General features: G+C 53.7%; 19 protein-coding genes. 12 read left to right on the top strand and 7 right to left on the bottom strand.

Annotated features, from left to right (window positions below; genetic code table 11):
• Nucleotides 1-165: 165 nt before the first annotated feature.
• The 5 genes from EV102420_RS03335 (at nt 166) to pspG (ending at nt 3,939) form a co-directional block, all read left to right on the top strand.
• Nucleotides 166-1,482 (top strand): conjugal transfer protein TraF, encoded by a 1,317-nt coding sequence (locus tag EV102420_RS03335; RefSeq protein ID WP_042388875.1) that lies wholly within the window; start codon nt 166-168, stop codon nt 1,480-1,482.
• Nucleotides 1,483-1,638: 156 nt separating this feature from the next.
• Nucleotides 1,639-1,956: a type II toxin-antitoxin system RelE/ParE family toxin gene (locus tag EV102420_RS03330; protein ID WP_042388873.1), complete on the top strand. Its 318-nt coding sequence runs from the start codon at nt 1,639-1,641 to the stop codon at nt 1,954-1,956.
• Nucleotides 1,957-2,031: 75 nt separating this feature from the next.
• Nucleotides 2,032-2,328: a NadS family protein gene (gene nadS, locus EV102420_RS03325; RefSeq protein ID WP_042388871.1), complete on the top strand. Its 297-nt coding sequence runs from the start codon at nt 2,032-2,034 to the stop codon at nt 2,326-2,328.
• Between the two features lie 238 nt (nt 2,329-2,566).
• Entirely contained in the window at nt 2,567-3,565 is a 999-nt protein-coding gene (gene dusA, locus EV102420_RS03320) for a tRNA dihydrouridine(20/20a) synthase DusA (RefSeq protein ID WP_042388870.1), read from the top strand.
• A 131-nt stretch (nt 3,566-3,696) separates the two neighbouring features.
• Nucleotides 3,697-3,939, top strand: a complete 243-nt coding sequence (pspG, locus tag EV102420_RS03315) for an envelope stress response protein PspG (RefSeq protein ID WP_042388868.1) — start codon at nt 3,697-3,699, stop codon at nt 3,937-3,939.
• 302 nt (nt 3,940-4,241) lie between these two features.
• Here the strand turns inward: pspG and EV102420_RS03310 are convergent, their stop codons facing one another.
• Nucleotides 4,242-5,225, bottom strand: a complete 984-nt coding sequence (locus EV102420_RS03310; protein WP_042388866.1) for a quinone oxidoreductase — start codon at nt 5,223-5,225, stop codon at nt 4,242-4,244.
• A 62-nt stretch (nt 5,226-5,287) separates the two neighbouring features.
• Here EV102420_RS03310 and dnaB point away from each other — a divergent pair, with 62 nt between their 5' ends.
• The 3 genes from dnaB (at nt 5,288) to EV102420_RS03295 (ending at nt 8,710) form a co-directional block, all read left to right on the top strand.
• The gene (gene dnaB, locus EV102420_RS03305) at nt 5,288-6,694 is read left to right on the top strand and encodes a replicative DNA helicase (protein WP_042388864.1); all 1,407 of its coding nucleotides are present in this window, start codon (nt 5,288-5,290) and stop codon (nt 6,692-6,694) included.
• A gap of 145 nt (nt 6,695-6,839) precedes the next feature.
• Nucleotides 6,840-7,919, top strand: a complete 1,080-nt coding sequence (alr, locus tag EV102420_RS03300; protein ID WP_042388862.1) for an alanine racemase — start codon at nt 6,840-6,842, stop codon at nt 7,917-7,919.
• Between the two features lie 200 nt (nt 7,920-8,119).
• A complete protein-coding gene (locus EV102420_RS03295; protein ID WP_042388860.1) occupies nt 8,120-8,710 on the top strand; it encodes a helix-turn-helix transcriptional regulator in 591 nt (196 codons plus the stop codon).
• A 378-nt stretch (nt 8,711-9,088) separates the two neighbouring features.
• Here the strand turns inward: EV102420_RS03295 and EV102420_RS03285 are convergent, their stop codons facing one another.
• From EV102420_RS03285 to EV102420_RS03265, 5 genes are all read right to left on the bottom strand, one after another.
• Nucleotides 9,089-9,673 carry a hypothetical protein gene (locus tag EV102420_RS03285; protein WP_042388855.1) on the bottom strand — a complete coding sequence of 195 codons (585 nt, stop codon included), beginning with the start codon at nt 9,671-9,673 and terminating at the stop codon, nt 9,089-9,091.
• A gap of 79 nt (nt 9,674-9,752) precedes the next feature.
• A complete protein-coding gene (locus EV102420_RS03280; RefSeq protein ID WP_052512315.1) occupies nt 9,753-10,244 on the bottom strand; it encodes a ribonuclease domain-containing protein in 492 nt (163 codons plus the stop codon).
• Nucleotides 10,245-10,283: 39 nt separating this feature from the next.
• Nucleotides 10,284-10,742 carry a lysozyme gene (locus EV102420_RS03275; protein ID WP_042388852.1) on the bottom strand — a complete coding sequence of 153 codons (459 nt, stop codon included), beginning with the start codon at nt 10,740-10,742 and terminating at the stop codon, nt 10,284-10,286.
• The gene (locus EV102420_RS03270; RefSeq protein ID WP_042388851.1) at nt 10,726-11,349 is read right to left on the bottom strand and encodes a DUF2589 domain-containing protein; all 624 of its coding nucleotides are present in this window, start codon (nt 11,347-11,349) and stop codon (nt 10,726-10,728) included. The genes EV102420_RS03275 and EV102420_RS03270 overlap by 17 nt, the downstream gene beginning before the upstream one ends.
• Nucleotides 11,350-11,401: 52 nt before the next feature.
• On the bottom strand, nt 11,402-11,992 hold the full coding sequence (locus EV102420_RS03265; protein WP_042388849.1) for a DUF2589 domain-containing protein: 591 nt from the start codon (nt 11,990-11,992) through the stop codon (nt 11,402-11,404).
• A 203-nt stretch (nt 11,993-12,195) separates the two neighbouring features.
• On the opposite strand from EV102420_RS03265, the gene tyrB reads away from it, so the two are divergent.
• The 4 genes from tyrB (at nt 12,196) to EV102420_RS03245 (ending at nt 15,045) form a co-directional block, all read left to right on the top strand.
• A complete protein-coding gene (gene tyrB / locus EV102420_RS03260) occupies nt 12,196-13,392 on the top strand; it encodes an aromatic amino acid transaminase (RefSeq protein WP_042388847.1) in 1,197 nt (398 codons plus the stop codon).
• 64 nt (nt 13,393-13,456) lie between these two features.
• Nucleotides 13,457-14,167: an acid phosphatase AphA gene (gene aphA, locus EV102420_RS03255; protein ID WP_042388960.1), complete on the top strand. Its 711-nt coding sequence runs from the start codon at nt 13,457-13,459 to the stop codon at nt 14,165-14,167.
• A gap of 105 nt (nt 14,168-14,272) precedes the next feature.
• The gene (locus EV102420_RS03250; protein WP_042388844.1) at nt 14,273-14,695 is read left to right on the top strand and encodes a secondary thiamine-phosphate synthase enzyme YjbQ; all 423 of its coding nucleotides are present in this window, start codon (nt 14,273-14,275) and stop codon (nt 14,693-14,695) included.
• Complete coding sequence (locus EV102420_RS03245) at nt 14,692-15,045, top strand: MmcQ/YjbR family DNA-binding protein (RefSeq protein ID WP_042388841.1); 354 nt, start codon at nt 14,692-14,694, stop codon at nt 15,043-15,045. The genes EV102420_RS03250 and EV102420_RS03245 overlap by 4 nt, the downstream gene beginning before the upstream one ends.
• Here the strand turns inward: EV102420_RS03245 and uvrA are convergent.
• Nucleotides 15,046-17,109, bottom strand: a 2,064-nt coding sequence (gene uvrA, locus EV102420_RS03240) for an excinuclease ABC subunit UvrA (RefSeq protein WP_042388840.1), incomplete at its 5' end; no start/stop codon positions are given.

Genomic DNA, 17,109 nt, shown 5'->3' with positions numbered 1-17,109 from the left:
CGTTTATAAAAAGACGCAGATTGTTACGAATAAAAATATCCTCATGCAGGTAAAAAAACGAATTAGCTGCATTTAGCATCGCTTTTCACAGCAATAGTTCACCTCTCGCCAGGCGATAACTGGCAGGGCATAAATCGACCTTTGATCAATAAGACAGGGCAAACTGTGAAAAAAATTTTTAAGCTTTCAGTGGTAACACTTGCGGTCTCTTTTGGGGTAGTCACTCAGGCAGGGGCAGCAAATACATGGGCAGAAGCGCGTAGCGATGCGATGGGCGGAACCGGTGTCGCATCTGCCAGCTACGGCAGCGGCGTACTGATTAACCCGGCGCTGTTGGCTAAGGCCAAACCGGATGATAACGTGACCGTTATCCTGCCGAGCGTCCAGGCGCAGATTAGCGATAAAGACAATCTGCAGGACGAAATCGACGATATCAACGACAAAGTCGACTACTACGACGACGTTATCGACAACCTGACCACGGCGCAGATTATTGCCAATCCGCTGGGTACTATCGATCAGTTCCAGGGTGCAGCTGGCGATCTTGCTGACGAGCTGGATTTTCTGAAAGGTAAAACGGCGCGCGCGCATGCCGCAGCAGGCATCGCAGTAAGCATTCCCAACGATGTTCTCTCTTTTGCGTTCGTGACCAAAGCGTATGCGCATGCTCGCGTGAGTTCCGCCATCGATCAGCAGGATGTTAACTATCTGCGCGACATCCAAAACAACGATTTCGTTGCTGCAGGCGTGGCGCTGAACGCAGCGCTCTCTCCTGCTGGTTCGGATGAGATCACCCGCAACCTGAACTCCACCGCTTCTGGACGTGCCGCTATCGTCTCCGACTACGGCGTGGCCGTGGCGCGTCAGTTCCAGTTTGGCGACGTGCCGGTTTCCATCGGCGTGACGCCGAAGCTGCAAAAAACCTGGCTCTTCAACTACACCACCTCTATCTACGACTACGACAGCAGCGACTTCAACAGCAGCCGCTACCGTAACGACGATACCGGCTTCAACGTTGATGCCGGTATTGCCGCTGATTTTGGTGATAACTGGACCGTAGGCCTGAGCGGGCAGAACCTGATCTCCCGCGATATCGATACTAAAGATATCCAAATCCGCAACGGCCGCACCGGGGAAGTACGCAACTACAAAGATACCTACCAGATCAGCCCGGTAGTGACCGCAGGCGTGGCCTGGCATACGGATCTGGTGACCCTCAGCGCCGACGGCGATGTCACCGAGACCAAAGGCTTTAAGAGCGAAGAGGCTTCCCAGTACGTTGGCGTGGGTGCCGAAGTGCGTCCGCTTGACTGGCTGGCAGTGCGTGCAGGCTACCGTGCCGATGTGAAAGGGGACGACAGCAACGTCGCCACCGCCGGTATCGGTTTTGCGCCGTTTAACCGCGTTCATGTCGACCTGATGGGTCTGTACGGTGAAGATGAAACCTGGGGCGCAGGCGCGCAGCTCAGCCTGACGTTCTAATGCTCTACCCGCCGGAGGCGCAATGCCTCCGGCGTGCTATTCAAATTACTTCTCTCCTGACATATCATAAGGTGTACTGAGTACATCAAAGTGCTTGTTATATGTACCAAGTACACTTAAAATGTCTTAAAAGTCGCGAGCATGTCAGGGAACGAGATGTACACTTTTATTGAACTAAATGGTTTCAGTAAGCGGCGTCATGCACTTTTGCCGGATGATGAGTTCCGAGCTTTTCAGGAGTTATTAATTGAAAATCCTGAAGCCGGAGACACTATTTCGGGCACCGGCGGGTTTCGAAAAATTCGTTGGAGCCGTCCAGGTACAGGGAAGCGCGGTGGTGTGCGGGTAATTTATTACAATATAACGAGTAAAGGACGAATCTATCTGGCTCTGGTATATCCTAAAAATGAGCAGGATGATTTAACGGAAGAACAAAAGAAAGTGCTGAAGCAGTTATGCAGTATGCTGGTGTAACGCTGAGGTTCTGTAACTCCTATACGGGCAAAATAATAGGCCTGATGCGGCGTCAACAAGGGCGATGAGGTACAGATGAAAGACGAACTGTTTGCCGATCTGCGGGCCAGTGCAGAAGAAATGATAAAAATTGAAAAAGGTGAACTCACGCCAGAGCCACAGCATGTTCATACGTTTAGTCCGATCGACGTTAAAGCTATCCGCGAAGCGACTGGGCTAAAACAGCAGGATTTTGCAGTGGCCGTCGGCGTCAGCTACGATCTTGTAAAAAGCTGGGAAACAAAACGGCGTCAGCCGACTGGCGCGCCGCGAAAATTGCTGCTGCTATTGCAGATTAATCCTTTTATTATCAATCAGCTTAAAACTATTTAATGTTGTGATGCGCCTGGTCAGCGGTATTCTTTTTTCTATACGCTTATTTTTTACATGCATAAAAAATGATCGGCTACGAATTTTGCCAGGACTATAAAGAAAGCGAAAGTGCATGAGCACATACAAAGAAGTGTGACTCAGTAATACTGTCACGCGCAACGTCCCCAGCGTGCTGTTCAGGCGAAATGAGTATGCTATAGTAGCGCCCCTTTTCTATTTTGATGAAAAAACGTACGCTATGCCGCCAGTCACGCCCGCTACCGCCTTCGCCGCCCATCGCTTCTCCATCGCGCCCATGCTCGACTGGACCGATCGCCACTGTCGCTATTTCCTGCGCCTGCTGTCGCGGGAGACGCTGCTCTATACCGAGATGGTAACCACCGGGGCGATTATTCATGGCAAAGGCGATTACCTGGCCTACAGCGACGAAGAGCATCCCGTGGCGCTTCAGCTGGGCGGCAGCGATCCGGCGCAGCTGGCCCACTGTGCGAAGCTGGCTGAAGCCCGCGGCTATGATGAGATCAACCTCAACGTTGGCTGTCCGTCCGATCGCGTGCAGAACGGCATGTTCGGGGCCTGCCTGATGGGCAACGCGCAGCTGGTGGCAGACTGCATCAAAGCCATGCGCGACGTGGTCTCTATCCCGGTGACGGTAAAGACCCGCATCGGCATTGACGATCAGGACAGCTACGAATTCCTTTGCAGCTTTATTGATACCGTTTCCGGCAAGGGCGAGTGTGAGACGTTTATTATCCATGCCCGTAAGGCCTGGCTCTCTGGGCTCAGTCCCAAAGAGAACCGCGAGATCCCGCCCCTGGACTACCCACGTGTCTATCAGCTTAAGCGCGACTTCCCGCACCTGACTATGTCCATTAACGGCGGCATCAAATCGCTGGAAGAGGCGAAGGCTCATCTTGAGCATATGGACGGGGTGATGGTAGGGCGTGAGGCGTATCAAAACCCAGGCATCCTGGCTGCGGTTGACCGTGAGATTTTTGGCGTAGCGCGTGACGATGCCGATCCGGTTGCAGTGGTGCGAGCCATGTATCCTTATATCGAGCGTGAGCTGAGCAGCGGTACCTATCTCGGGCATATTACTCGCCATATGCTGGGTCTTTTCCAGGGTGTTCCAGGCGCGCGCCAGTGGCGTCGCTACCTGAGTGAAAACGCTCATAAGGCCGGGGCAGATATTAACGTGCTGGAGCAGGCGCTAAAGCTGGTCGCAGATAAGCGTTAGAAATTCGCTAAAAGTTAGCTAAATTGACCACGCCTCGCAGTGCTCTGCGGGGTATTTTGTTTTATTATCAATGAATTACATTCTGGCACGATTCTTGTAATAACTCAGGTAACTATTGAGGGGGAAGAGCCATGCTGGAACTACTGTTTGTTATTGGATTTTTTATGATGCTGCTGGTTACGGGCGTCTCGCTGCTGGGCATTATCGTTGCTCTGGCAGTGGCCACGGCGCTAATGTTTGTCGGTGGTCTGTTTGCCTTAATGTTTAAACTGCTGCCCTGGCTGCTGCTGGCGGTGGCCATCGTCTGGGTTATTCGAGCGGTGAAAAAGCCAAAACTGCCGCTGTATCAGCGTAATAGCCGCTGGCGTTACTAAGTAATGCGGTCTTGATCACATCCTGGCACTTTTCTCAGGCAGGTTCAGCCAAACCGCATAGGATTTAGGTATTGAATCTGTCACTATTGCGCGGCTTTTGAATTCATCGAGCTGTACCCTACATACAGCCGAACTAAAAAAAGAAAGGGCTTCCCAAGTGGAAGCCCTAATTCTTTTCCCTTGTCATACTTCAAGCAGCCGGTGCGTTGGCTGCGCTTACTCGCCCCAGTCACTTACCTATGTAAGCTCCTGGGGACTCGCGCACTTGCCGCCTTCCTGCTACTCGAATTATTTAGAGGGAATCAGGGGATAAGCAAGCTCGATCCCTGAGTTGACCGGCTCTCCAGCGTTTCGTGCGCGCGCTGCGCCTCCGCCAGCGGGAACTTCTGCTCCTCCGCCACGTCCACCTTAATCACGCCGCTGGCAATCAGCGAAAAGAGCTCGTTGCTCGCCTCTTCCAGCTCCTCCCGGTTAGTGATGTAACCCTGAAGGGAAGGGCGAGTGGCATACAGGGAACCTTTCTGGTTAAGGATGCCGAGATTAACGCCGGTGACCGGGCCAGAGGCATTGCCGAAGCTGACCATCAGGCCGTGACGCTGTAGGCAGTCCAGCGAGGACTCCCAGGTATCTTTTCCTACCGAGTCATAGACAACGTGCACCTTTTTACCGCCGGTGATCTCCTTGACGCGCTCAACGATGCTCTCCTCGCGGTAGTTAATCACCTGCCATGCGCCGGCCTGCAACGCCCGCTGGGCCTTCTGCGCGCTGCCCACGGTGCCGATCAGCTTCCCACCCAGCGCCTTGGACCACTGGCAGGCGATCAGCCCCACACCGCCCGCCGCTGCGTGGAACAGAAACGGCTCGTCGGGCTTGATCTCATAGGTTTTACGCAGCAGATAGAAGACCGTCAGCCCTTTCAGGAACGAGGCCGCCGCCTGCTCAAAGGAGATCGCATTGGGCAGTATAGCGACCTTATCCGCAGGCACGTTGTGCACCGAGCTGTAGGCACCCAGGGCCGACTGGGCATAGACCACCCGATCGCCCGCTTTAATGTGGCTAACGTTTTTACCTACTTTGCTGACTACCCCTGCTGCCTCTGTACCGAGCCCGCTTGGCAACGCCGGTGGCGGATAGAGGCCGCTGCGGATATAGGTGTCGATATAGTTGATACCGATAGCCTTGTTCTCGACCTGCACCTCGTTCTCTGCCGGATCGGTGGGGGTAAACTCCACCGCTTTTAATACCTCAGGGCCACCATGCTTGTGAAATTCAATTCTTGTTGCCATGCTTCCTCCTGAACTCTGTGGTAATCTTGCGAGCCAATTATCATCTCGGTACTCCATTCACTATGGCAGGAAATAAACCCTTCAACAAACAGACTGAACCCCGCGATATGCAAGTCGAGGGGATGAAAGTGCCGCCACACTCAATCGAAGCGGAGCAGTCGGTGTTGGGCGGTTTAATGCTGGATAACGAACGCTGGGACGATGTTGCCGAGCGCGTTGTTGCGGAAGATTTTTATACCCGTCCACATCGGCATATCTTCACTGAGATGCACCGCCTGCAGGAGATGAGCAAGCCCATCGACCTGATCACTCTGGCGGAGTCGCTGGAGCAGCAGGGTCAGTTGGACAGCGTAGGCGGGTTTGCCTACCTTGCAGAGCTATCGAAAAATACGCCAAGCGCGGCGAACATTAGCGCCTATGCTGACATCGTTCGCGAACGTGCGGTTGTGCGTGAGATGATCTCGGTGGCTAACGAAATCGCTACCGCGGGCTTTGACCCTCAGGGGCGAACCAGTGAAGATCTACTCGACCTCGCCGAATCCCGCGTTTTCCAGATTGCCGAAAATCGGGCGAATAAAGACGAAGGGCCGAAAAGCATCGATCAGATCCTTGAGGCCACCGTTGCGCGTATCGAGCAGCTGTTTCAGCAGCCTCACGATGGTGTTACCGGCGTTGATACCGGCTACCAGGATCTCAATAAAAAAACGGCCGGCCTGCAACGTTCGGATCTGATCATCGTGGCGGCGCGTCCGTCGATGGGTAAAACCACCTTCGCCATGAACCTGTGCGAAAACGCCGCGATGCTCCAGGATAAGCCAGTACTGATCTTCAGCCTGGAGATGCCCGCCGAGCAGATCATGATGCGTATGCTGGCGTCGCTCTCCCGCGTCGATCAGACCCGCATCCGTACCGGCCAGCTCGACGACGAGGACTGGGCGCGGATCTCCGGCACCATGGGCATCCTGCTAGAGAAGCGTAATATGTATATCGACGACTCCTCTGGCCTGACGCCGACCGAGGTGCGCTCCCGCGCCCGACGTATTTTCCGCGAGCATGACGGCCTGAGCATGATCATGATCGACTACCTGCAGCTGATGCGCGTTCCGTCGCTCTCCGACAACCGTACGCTGGAGATCGCGGAGATCTCCCGCTCGCTGAAGGCGCTGGCGAAAGAGTTACAGGTGCCGGTCGTCGCCCTGTCGCAGCTTAACCGCTCCCTGGAACAGCGTGCCGATAAGCGCCCGGTCAACTCCGACCTGCGTGAGTCCGGCTCTATCGAGCAGGATGCCGACCTGATCATGTTTATCTATCGTGATGAGGTGTACCACGAGAACAGCGATCTGAAAGGCATCGCGGAAATTATTATTGGTAAGCAGCGTAACGGCCCGATCGGTACGGTACGTCTGACCTTTAACGGGCAGTGGTCGCGTTTCGATAACTATGCGGGACCACAGTACGATGACGAATAAATCCTCTTCATCCTTCACGCCGCAGGTGTGTTGACTGCGTCCGCTCACCCCAGTCACTTACTTCAGTAAGCTCCTGGGGCTTCCCGGACTTGTCGCCTTCCTGCAACGCGAATGATTTTGAGGATCCGCTTTTAGAAGGATTAACATGCAAGCGGCAACCGTAGTAGTTAACCGCCGCGCTCTGCGACACAATCTGCAACGCCTGCGCGAACTGGCTCCTGCCAGCAAACTGGTTGCAGTGGTGAAAGCGAACGCTTACGGACACGGTCTCCTGGAGACCGCGCGAACGCTCCCCGACGCCGACGCCTTTGGCGTTGCCCGTCTCGAAGAGGCTCTAACGCTGCGTGCGGGCGGCATTACCCAGCCCATTCTGCTGCTGGAGGGCTTTTTTTCCGCTGACGATCTCCCCACGCTCTCTGCGCAAAATTTGCACACCGCCGTGCACAATACCGAGCAGCTGGAGGCGCTGGAGAGGGCGGCGCTGCCTGAACCCATCACCGTCTGGATGAAGCTGGATACCGGCATGCATCGGCTGGGCGTGCGCCCCGAAGAGGCCAGCGCGTTCTATCAGCGTCTCTGCGCCTGTAAAAATGTGCGCCAGCCGGTGAATATCGTCAGCCACTTTGCCCGGGCCGATGAGCCAGAGTGTGGCGCAACCGAGCAGCAGCTGGATATCTTTACCACCTTCACCGAAGGCAAGCCGGGCCTGCGCTCTATTGCGGCCTCCGGCGGCATTCTGCTCTGGCCGCAGGCCCACTTTGACTGGGTGCGTCCCGGCATCATTCTCTATGGCGTCTCGCCGCTGGATCAAAAGCCCTGGGGCGCTGACTTTGGCTTCCAGCCGGTGATGTCCCTGACCTCAAAGCTGATCGCCGTGCGTCCGCACCGTGCGGGCGAGCCGGTAGGCTACGGCGGGACCTGGACCAGCGAGCGCGATACGCGTCTTGGCGTAGTGGCGATGGGCTACGGCGATGGCTATCCCCGCGCCGCGCCATCCGGTACGCCGGTACTGGTCAATGGCCGCGAAGTGCCTATCGTCGGGCGCGTGGCGATGGATATGATCTGCGTTGACCTTGGACCAGAGGCACAGGAGCGCGCGGGCGATCCGGTAGTAATGTGGGGGGACGGGCTCCCGGTAGAGCGCATCGCTGAGCTTACAAAAGTAAGTGCTTACGAACTTATTACGCGACTGACGTCACGGGTCGCGATGCGATACGTCGATTAAGCGACGTTTTACCTACCAGAGCGGTAGCATCGTGCCAGGTGTTATCGCTCAAATTAATAATCCAAACAAATAATTTATATTAAAAACATTCCCCTTAAAAATATATTTATTCATAATAGCCTATGATAAATGCCATTTTTATATTTTATAGATTAAAGAGATACTTATACTTTGCTAGCGAGAAAGTATGAGGAAACAGTATGAATATACTGATAATTGATGAACTGCCTGTGTATGTTCAAGGGCTGTGTGCTGAACTGAAGCGAATTATGCCAGACTGTCAGATGCAGAGTGCTAAAAACATGGATGAGGTTTGGTTATTTTTAGAGAGATTAAAAGTCACTGTAATTTTACTTGATGGTGATATTGAAAGCTTATGCTGTATGGGCCTACTGGAGCAACTTTCGCTCAGTTATCCAGAGTTACCGGTAGTATTAATGCTCAGGAAGATAACCAGTTCACCCTTCCAGCATCTGGTAAAAGGCGTCGTGGCCAGAGGTGCTTCAGCAGAAAAAATAAGTCAGGTACTCGCCATGGTTGAAAGTGGTATGGTCTGCCTACCTGATATTTTAATTCCGGCTACTCATAGCGATAATAAAACCCATCTTTTGACGCAGAGGCAGTTAGAGATTTTAAGGCTGCTTGCCGCAGGTGACTCAAACAAGCAAATCAGCCGTCTGTTAAATATTAGCCTTGGTACAGTTAAAGCGCATATTGAGTCTATTTTTAATCGGCTGAATGTTCACAACCGAACCCAGGCCGCAATGGTATATCATAGTAATCACTCATAGTCACTCTGTTAAATGGCCCAGGACAAGAAGATGATTCTTTATTTATGACATTTTAGTATCCTGCCCTGGCCATTTAAACTAACAAGGAGATTTAATATGAGAGCCGAAGTAGCAACCGAAAGTGTATTTTTGAACATCACGAGCATTACCGATCAATATATTGAAGGTATAATGGTGAGTGATGCCGGGTTGAGTGCGGTTTGTGCTGGAGCAGCACGAAACGATCGAGTAAATATCATCGAGCCTGGACAGGCGAACAGCTATCTTGTCATGCTCCCTGCGAAATTTATAGGGGCAGAGAGAAGCGTTCGGCTACGTAGGTGCTAAAATAGGTTAAAAAAAATGGCGATAGAATTATCGCCATTCTTTATTGGTGATTTATGAAATACGGATGATTACCCCGGACCAGGTATAATTTTTTCCATCGAGAGAAAACAGATTGTTCTCTGTCATTACGGGTTTACCGCTTTGCCCTGTAGCAGGCTCATACATATATAAGCCAGAAGTATCCCTACCCATTGCCACCCAGTGCTTTCCTTCATTAACTACCAACAGATAGTAGCCCTTCTTATCGATATGATCTTTCAGTGGCTCACTTTTTTTAATCTTAATTTCAGCATAGTCAGTGATATTAAGCATTTCAAAATGACAAAGCCCGGCGTTGCTTTTAAGGAATGCTGAGCTGATAGTTACCTTGATCTCCTTATCGGACCACAGCATTTTTGCCTCAGTGACCAAGCTGGAGGGGAGGGTCATTGCGCCTTGTGAGCTATCCTTGTAGAAGGATGAAAAGTGGTTTTTGATAGTGTCACTATGCTGCTTAGCAATCAACGTGTCATATACTGCTTTACCATCCGGTACATCCTCGGCGTCTTTAGTTTTATCGTTAATAATTGCTGCCAGCGCATAGCCGCCGCAGTAGTTGCTTTCAGTCGTCTGTTTTAAAGTATATTTCTCAAACATAATGTGTTTCTCGCTTATTAAGTGTTAATTAAAGGTGCGCTATTGCGCGGTGGTTATAGATATGTAGTGCAGTAATCAGTTATTCGCAGGGTGATAATCGAACTAGATGTCTGTAGTTATCGGGGCTAATATATTTTTCCTGATTGCTGTTGTTGGTATAAAGCATCCGCTTTTCACCTCGATAACCACTGACGACGTCAATATCTGCGCTGCGCCAGGTATCTCCTTCTGTTGGCTTTCGTCCGGTATACACCTCGCCACCAATATATTTCCCATTTGGTTTATTAAGGCCCCACAGGCTATCGCTATCGTTACCACTCCAGCCTTGATCCTTTGCTTGCTGGCGAGTAATGTATTTCATCGGTAGCGTGCCCTTTTCATTTAAATAACGCAACGTGGCAGCCAACGCAGGCACGCTTTGAATCGTGGGTTCACCCTTTTCCTTTAAAAAATTATTAATGTCTCCAATGGATTGTTCACAGGTAGGTTTTGCCACTGCCTGCGCGGAGGCGCCAGCAAGCATCGCGCACAGCAGTGCACCCGGTAGAATATTAAAATAGCGGTTGTTCACAAATTTCTCCTTTATTTAATTTGCCGTTGTTAATGAAAATTAGCCTTTGTCGGATAAGAAAAGCTTCCGCTCCGCTTCCCGACGGCGGGTCAGGCCAGGCAGCACCTGTTTTCCTGCTTTGTTCCAGACCAAAAACTGTTGCGCAGCCCCTTTTATATCACCCTGATTGATTCGTCTAAGCAGCGTTGATTTTTGTAAATTACCCACGCCAATATTAAACGCCAGGGAAATTAATGCATCAAACTGGTTTTGTGTAACCTCTTTTTTCAGATATTTATGGACGCCTGCTTCAGTTCTTCTGAGGTCTTTTCTTAATAGCGCTTTAGCTTCGCCAGTAGTGATGGTGATAAGCTTCTTTTCTTCTGCCGGAAGGATCAAATGACCATAACCGATAGTCCATTTTTCTACTGAATCACGATAGCGTTTTAGTTTTAGACCCTCAAACGTGGTTATCAACTGTAGGCCTCGTTCACCGGTACGATCAGGTAGTTTGCTCATCAGATAATGCACTCCCTATTTTTTGTGGAACGATCCGGTTGGTATATTCATCAATCAGGCGCATCACGCTCTCTGGTGGTTCCAGAACGGTAAACTGCATTTCAATATCAACATGGCGACTATCACGCCCCGCTTTTTCATCGGTGGCAGGGGAGAGCGTAACGTGAAAGCGCGTTGCTTGATTATCTTCAGCCGCCGCCTGTTGAGCCGCCTGCTCAATACCTTCTGAACGTACGGTCAGATGCACGTTCATCTTCTCGAGCATCAGTCCTCGCGGCGTTGCCAGCGCCACCAGTGGAAGCTGGAATTGATGATTTTCGTCAAGCTGAAGCGCTACCGTTCTGGGCATCAAACTGCCATCAGGCATCGGTTCAAAAAAGGGATCGAGGGCCTGCATATATTGATGAGCAATCATTCTGTTCGCTGCCGTCGCGGCGTATTGCATTCCCCGCGTAATATCCTCCAGCGTGACGGGGGTATTAGGCGTTATCGGCGGCGGGCCGGGGGGCTGTTCAGATGCGCTTGTTGACCCACTGGAGGAGGTATTCTCTTTTTCCTCACTCTGTTTGTCTGCGTCCTCACCCCATAGCCAATCTTTTATCGACATATCACACTCCTGAACAGAGGCCACGTCGTGTGGCCTCGGACATTAAAAGAGATTAAGCGGCCTCTTTCTCAAGACGCTTTGCCTCATCTTGTTGCATGACCGGCTTCGTTGCCGCCTCGGTGAGGAAATCGATAACCCGCATCAGGGCTTCCGGTGGCTGCTGACGTTTTATCTCGGTATGAATGGAGTATTTTGCTCGTGTATCTGACTGACGAGTCTGCTCTGCTTTGTGGGAAACCTTGCCAGTAATCCGCGCCTTAAAGGGACCCCAACCTACTGAGGCTTCAAGAGAGGCTTCTGCTTCGGTATTGCTTTTGCTCGATTCGCTCTGACTGACCTCGAGTTCAAAATCAATCGTTCCTTCCTCAATGCAAATGATCGGGTGGGAGACGGCCGCCAGCAGAGGGATGCTCATACTCTTCTTCACGACGCCCTGGCTTACGCCTTGCTCGTTAACAATGGTTTCGTCGTAATCGAATTCGATTGCCACCGCTTTACCATCTTTAATACAGACTGAAAGCAGGAAATCTGTGTAAGCTTTGCTAGCCTGAACCTGGGCTTTAATCATCGCCTGCAGCGGGCCGCCAATCATATGTTCGAGCGGCAGGGCATTGATGACTGAACCAATGAATTGTGAATCCATGATATTTACTCCTGTTAATTTTAAGGTTATGCAAATTTGCAGGAGTAAAACTACGCCAATTTTATAGAATGAAATATTTGCCAGATGGACAGGCTGTGACGGGCTAAATAGCCGAGGCGCGGGTGTAAAATAAACCTCTCGATCTTCTATCGGGTTAAGGTTTATTGTGTCTCTTTAGTTTTGTAAATCTGGAGAACCACCGCGTGTTTCAAAAAGTTGACGCCTACGCTGGCGACCCCATTCTGACGCTGATGGAGCGTTTCAAAGAAGATCCCCGTAGCGATAAGGTAAACCTCAGCATCGGCCTCTATTACAACGAAGAGGGTCTGATCCCTCAGCTTCAGGCCGTTGCCGAAGCGGAAGCACGCCTGAACGCCCAGCCGCATGGTGCATCGCTCTATCTGCCGATGGAAGGCCTGCCGGGCTATCGTCACACCATTGCGCCGCTGTTGTTTGGTGCTGAACATCCGGTGCTGAAGGCGAACCGCGTGGCAACTATTCAGACTCTCGGCGGCTCCGGCGCGCTGAAGGTGGGGGCCGACTTCCTGAAGCGCTACTTCCCTGAGTCTGGCGTCTGGGTTAGCGATCCGACCTGGGAAAACCACATCGCTATCTTTGAAGGGGCTGGGTTCGAAGTAAGTACTTACCCGTGGTTTGATAGCGAAACCAACGGCGTGCGCGTTGACGCGCTGCTGGAAAAATTGCAAAGCCTACCGGCCCGCAGCATCGTTCTGCTGCATCCGTGCTGCCATAACCCAACCGGGGCTGACCTGACCAATCCTCAGTGGGACGCGGTGATTGAGGTGCTGAAAGCGCGCGAGCTGATCCCGTTCCTCGACATCGCCTATCAGGGCTTCGGTGCCGGGATGGAAGAGGACGCCTACGCGATTCGCGCCATCGCCGATGCCGGGCTGCCCGCGCTGGTGAGCAACTCCTTCTCGAAGATCTTCTCTCTCTACGGCGAGCGCGTCGGCGGTCTGTCTATCATCTGTGACGATGCCGACACCGCCGGGCGCGTGCTGGGACAGCTGAAAGCGACCGTACGCCGCAACTACTCCAGTCCGCCAAACTTTGGCGCGCAGCTGGTGGCGACCGTACTGGGTGATGCAACCCTGAAAGCCCAGTGGCTGGCGGAAGTTGAAGCGATGCGCCTGCGTATCTCTGCCATGCGCCATGAGCTGGTGAACGTATTGCGCGAGGCGGTGCCGGGTCATAACTTTGACTATCTGTTGCAGCAGCGCGGCATGTTCAGCTATACCGGCCTGAGCGCAGCGCAGGTTACTCGCCTGCGTGAAGAGTTTGGTGTCTACCTGATTGCCAGCGGACGCATGTGCCTGGCTGGCCTGAATAGCAGTAATGTGCACCGCGTCGCACAGGCCTTTGCCGCTGTGATGGCATAATCAGTGCCTTCCCCGGCATAATGCCGGGGTAAATTCTGCCAGGCTTTCAGGTTTAAGGATGAATATGCGTAAAATACCCCTCGCCCTCAGTGCATTCTGTCTATTTCTTGCCGTGGGTGCTGCCAATGCTCACGCTTCCGTTCCCTCGCCGCTCTATCCGGGAACCAACGTCGCGAAACTCGCTGAGCAAGCGCCCATTCACTGGGTTTCCGTCGCACAAATCGAGAATAGCCTTCAGGGCCGCCCGCCGATGGCCGTTGGGTTTGATATCGATGATACCGTGCTCTTCTCCAGCCCGGGCTTCTGGCGTGGAAAGGAACTCTATTCTCCGCAGAGCGAGGAGTATCTGCACAATCCCGCGTTCTGGGAGAAAATGAACAACGGCTGGGATGAGTTCAGCATCCCCAAAGAGGTGGCGCGGACGCTGATCGCCATGCACGTCAAACGTGGCGATGCGATCTACTTCGTGACCGGGCGTAGCCAGACCAAAACCGAGACCGTGTCAAAAACGCTGCAGGATGATTTTCAAATCCCCGCCGAGAATATGAATCCGGTGATCTTTGCCGGTGACCAGCCGGGCCAGAACACCAAAACCCAATGGCTACAGGATAAGCGCATCAAGATGTTCTACGGCGACTCGGATAACGACATTCGCGCCGCTCGGGAAGTGGGTGCGCGAGGCATTCGCGTGCTGCGCGCCTCTAACTCCACCTACCGGCCACTGCCGCAGGCGGGAATGTATAACGAAGAGGTCATCGCCAATTCCGAGTATTGATCGGTAAAAGGCAATCGCCAGGTTGCCTTATTTTGTTCCTTTTCTGGCTGTTCTGCCCTACGTGTTACACACTTAGCATCAGGTGAAATAACTCTGGAGCACTCTATGTGGTATCAACAAACTCTCAGGCTTGGCGCAAAGCCACGCGGTTTCCATCTGGTGACGGACGAGGTGCTGGAACAAATTCCTTCCCTTAACCGCATCAAAACGGGTTTGTTGCACCTGCTGCTACAGCACACCTCCGCCTCCCTCACGCTGAATGAAAATTGCGATCCCACCGTGCGTCACGATATGGAGCAGCACTTTCTGCAGGCCGTGCCGGATAGCGCCCGCTACGAGCACGACGCGGAGGGGCCGGACGATATGCCTTCCCATATTAAATCCTCGACGCTTGGCGTATCGCTGCTGCTACCGGTGCAGAACGGTCGCGTACAGCTGGGGACATGGCAGGGTATCTGGTTAGGAGAGCACCGCATTCACGGCGGGTCACGCAAAATCATCGCAACACTACAAGGGGAAGAGAAATGATCAATTCGGAACTGCTGCCCTACTGCATGGGTAAACCAGGCGCGGAGCAGAGCGTACACAGCGACTGGAAGGCTACGCAGATCAAAGTGGCAGACGTGCTGTTTGCGATGGTGCATGACGTTGATAACCGCCCGGCGGTGTCGCTGAAAACCAGTCCGGAACTGGCTGAGCTGCTGCGCAGTGAAAATGCAGACGTGCGGCCAAGCGCGCGTCTGAATAAGGCGCACTGGAGCACGGTGTTTCTCGATGGATCGCTGCCGAAGTCGCAGATTTACTACCTGGTAGATGCGTCCTACAAGCTGGCGGTTGAAGCGCTGCCTGACACGGTCAGGCAGCAGCTTTCCGTCTAGCTATTTCAACATCGGTTTAAGGAAGCGGGCAGTGTGCGAGGCTTCGCACTCTGCGACCGTTTCTGGCGTGCCGGAGACGAGGATCTCGCCGCCGCCGCTGCCCCCTTCCGGGCCGAGATCGACAATCCAGTCCGCCGTCTTGATCACGTCGAGGTTGTGCTCAATGACGACGATGGTGTTGCCCTGATCGCGCAGCTGGTGGAGCACTTCCAGCAGCTGCTGGATGTCAGCGAAGTGCAGACCGGTGGTCGGCTCGTCCAGAATATAGAGCGTCTGGCCGGTACCGCGTTTCGATAGCTCACGGGCCAGCTTCACGCGCTGCGCCTCACCGCCCGAGAGCGTGGTGGCGGACTGGCCGAGACGGATGTAGGAGAGGCCCACATCCATCAGGGTTTGCAGCTTCCGCGCCAGTGCCGGAACGGCATCAAAGAATTCACGCGCCTCTTCGATGGTCATATCCAGTACTTCGTGGATGCTCTTGCCCTTGTATTTGATCTCCAGCGTTTCGCGGTTATAGCGTTTGCCTTTGCACTGATCACACGGCACGTAAATATCCGGCAGGAAGTGCATCTCGACCTTGATCACGCCGTCGCCCTGACAGGCCTCGCAGCGGCCGCCGCGCACGTTAAAGCTGAAACGCCCTGGGGTATAGCCACGCGAGCGCGATTCCGGCACGCCGGCAAACAGCTCACGCACGGGCGTAAAGACGCCGGTATAGGTCGCCGGATTTGAACGCGGAGTACGGCCAATCGGGCTCTGGTCGATATCAATTACCTTGTCGAAGTGCTCCAGCCCCTGAACCTCACGGTACGGCGCTGGCTCGGCAATGGTTGCGCCGTTAAGCTGGCGCTGGGCAATCGGGAACAGGGTGTCGTTGATCAGAGTCGATTTACCCGAGCCGGAGACGCCGGTGATGCAGGTAAACAGGCCTACCGGCAGGGTCAGCGTCACGTCCTTCAGGTTGTTACCGCGTGCGCCGGAGAGCTTCAGCACCTTCGACGGATCGGCAGGCACGCGATCTTTCGGCACGGCGATCTGCCGCTTGCCGCTCATGAACTGGCCGGTCAGCGACTCCGGCACTGCCATAATGGCATCCAGCGGGCCTTCCGCCACCACCTGACCGCCGTGGACGCCTGCGCCTGGACCGATATCAATCACGTGGTCGGCGGCGCGGATGGCGTCCTCGTCATGCTCAACGACAATTACCGTATTGCCAAGGTCGCGCAGGTGGATCAGCGTGCCCAGCAGGCGTTCATTGTCGCGCTGGTGCAGGCCGATAGACGGCTCATCCAGCACGTACATTACCCCAACCAGCCCAGCGCCGATCTGGCTTGCCAGACGGATACGCTGCGCTTCGCCCCCGGAGAGGGTCTCCGCCGAGCGAGAGAGAGTCAGGTAGTTGAGGCCGACGTTCACCAGGAACTTCAGACGGTCGCCAATCTCCTTCAGCACCTTCTCGGCGATCTTCGCCCGCTGGCCTGCCAGCTTGAGGTTGTTGAAGAAGTCCATCGCGTGGCCGATGCTCATGTCAGAGATCGCCGGCAGCGGCGTGTCCTCAACAAAGACGTGGCGTGCTTCACGACGCAGGCGCGTACCGTCGCAGGAGGCGCACGGACGGTTACTGATAAACTTCGCCAGCTCTTCACGTACCGCGCTGGACTCGGTCTCTTTGTAACGGCGTTCCATGTTGTGCAGAACGCCTTCAAACGGATGACGGCGCACGGAGGTGTCGCCGCGATCGTTCATGTACTTGAATTCAATGCTCTCTTTACCGGAGCCGAACAGCACCACTTTTTGCACCGACGCGCTCAGGCTCTCCCAGGCATCGTCAACGTCAAACTTGTAGTGATCCGCCAGCGAGCGCAGCATCTGGAAATAGTAGAAGTTACGGCGATCCCAGCCGCGGATCGCGCCGCCGGACAGCGACAGCTCCGGGTTCTGGATCACGCGGTCGGGATCGAAATACTGCTGCACGCCCAACCCATCGCAGGTCGGACAGGCACCGGCCGGGTTGTTAAAGGAGAACATGCGCGGTTCCAGCTCGTTCATACTGTAGCCGCAGAT

The sequence above is a fragment of the Pseudescherichia vulneris NBRC 102420 genome, from assembly GCF_000759795.1.
Lineage (GTDB): Bacteria > Pseudomonadota > Gammaproteobacteria > Enterobacterales > Enterobacteriaceae > Pseudescherichia > Pseudescherichia vulneris.
The sequence above is the reverse complement of the archived record's forward strand: the minus strand, read 5'-3'. Positions and strand labels throughout refer to the sequence as shown.

Coding starts and splice junctions, on each gene's coding strand:
- EV102420_RS03330 (WP_042388873.1), top strand. CDS start 1,639: ATGTACACTTTTATTGAACTAAATGGTTTCAGTAAGCGGCGTCATGCA.
- nadS (WP_042388871.1), top strand. CDS start 2,032: ATGAAAGACGAACTGTTTGCCGATCTGCGGGCCAGTGCAGAAGAAATG.
- dusA (WP_042388870.1), top strand. CDS start 2,567: ATGCCGCCAGTCACGCCCGCTACCGCCTTCGCCGCCCATCGCTTCTCC.
- pspG (WP_042388868.1), top strand. CDS start 3,697: ATGCTGGAACTACTGTTTGTTATTGGATTTTTTATGATGCTGCTGGTT.
- EV102420_RS03310 (WP_042388866.1), bottom strand. CDS start 5,225: ATGGCAACAAGAATTGAATTTCACAAGCATGGTGGCCCTGAGGTATTA.
- dnaB (WP_042388864.1), top strand. CDS start 5,288: ATGGCAGGAAATAAACCCTTCAACAAACAGACTGAACCCCGCGATATG.
- alr (WP_042388862.1), top strand. CDS start 6,840: ATGCAAGCGGCAACCGTAGTAGTTAACCGCCGCGCTCTGCGACACAAT.
- EV102420_RS03295 (WP_042388860.1), top strand. CDS start 8,120: ATGAATATACTGATAATTGATGAACTGCCTGTGTATGTTCAAGGGCTG.
- EV102420_RS03285 (WP_042388855.1), bottom strand. CDS start 9,673: ATGTTTGAGAAATATACTTTAAAACAGACGACTGAAAGCAACTACTGC.
- EV102420_RS03275 (WP_042388852.1), bottom strand. CDS start 10,742: ATGAGCAAACTACCTGATCGTACCGGTGAACGAGGCCTACAGTTGATA.
- EV102420_RS03270 (WP_042388851.1), bottom strand. CDS start 11,349: ATGTCGATAAAAGATTGGCTATGGGGTGAGGACGCAGACAAACAGAGT.
- EV102420_RS03265 (WP_042388849.1), bottom strand. CDS start 11,992: ATGGATTCACAATTCATTGGTTCAGTCATCAATGCCCTGCCGCTCGAA.
- aphA (WP_042388960.1), top strand. CDS start 13,457: ATGCGTAAAATACCCCTCGCCCTCAGTGCATTCTGTCTATTTCTTGCC.
- EV102420_RS03250 (WP_042388844.1), top strand. CDS start 14,273: ATGTGGTATCAACAAACTCTCAGGCTTGGCGCAAAGCCACGCGGTTTC.
- EV102420_RS03245 (WP_042388841.1), top strand. CDS start 14,692: ATGATCAATTCGGAACTGCTGCCCTACTGCATGGGTAAACCAGGCGCG.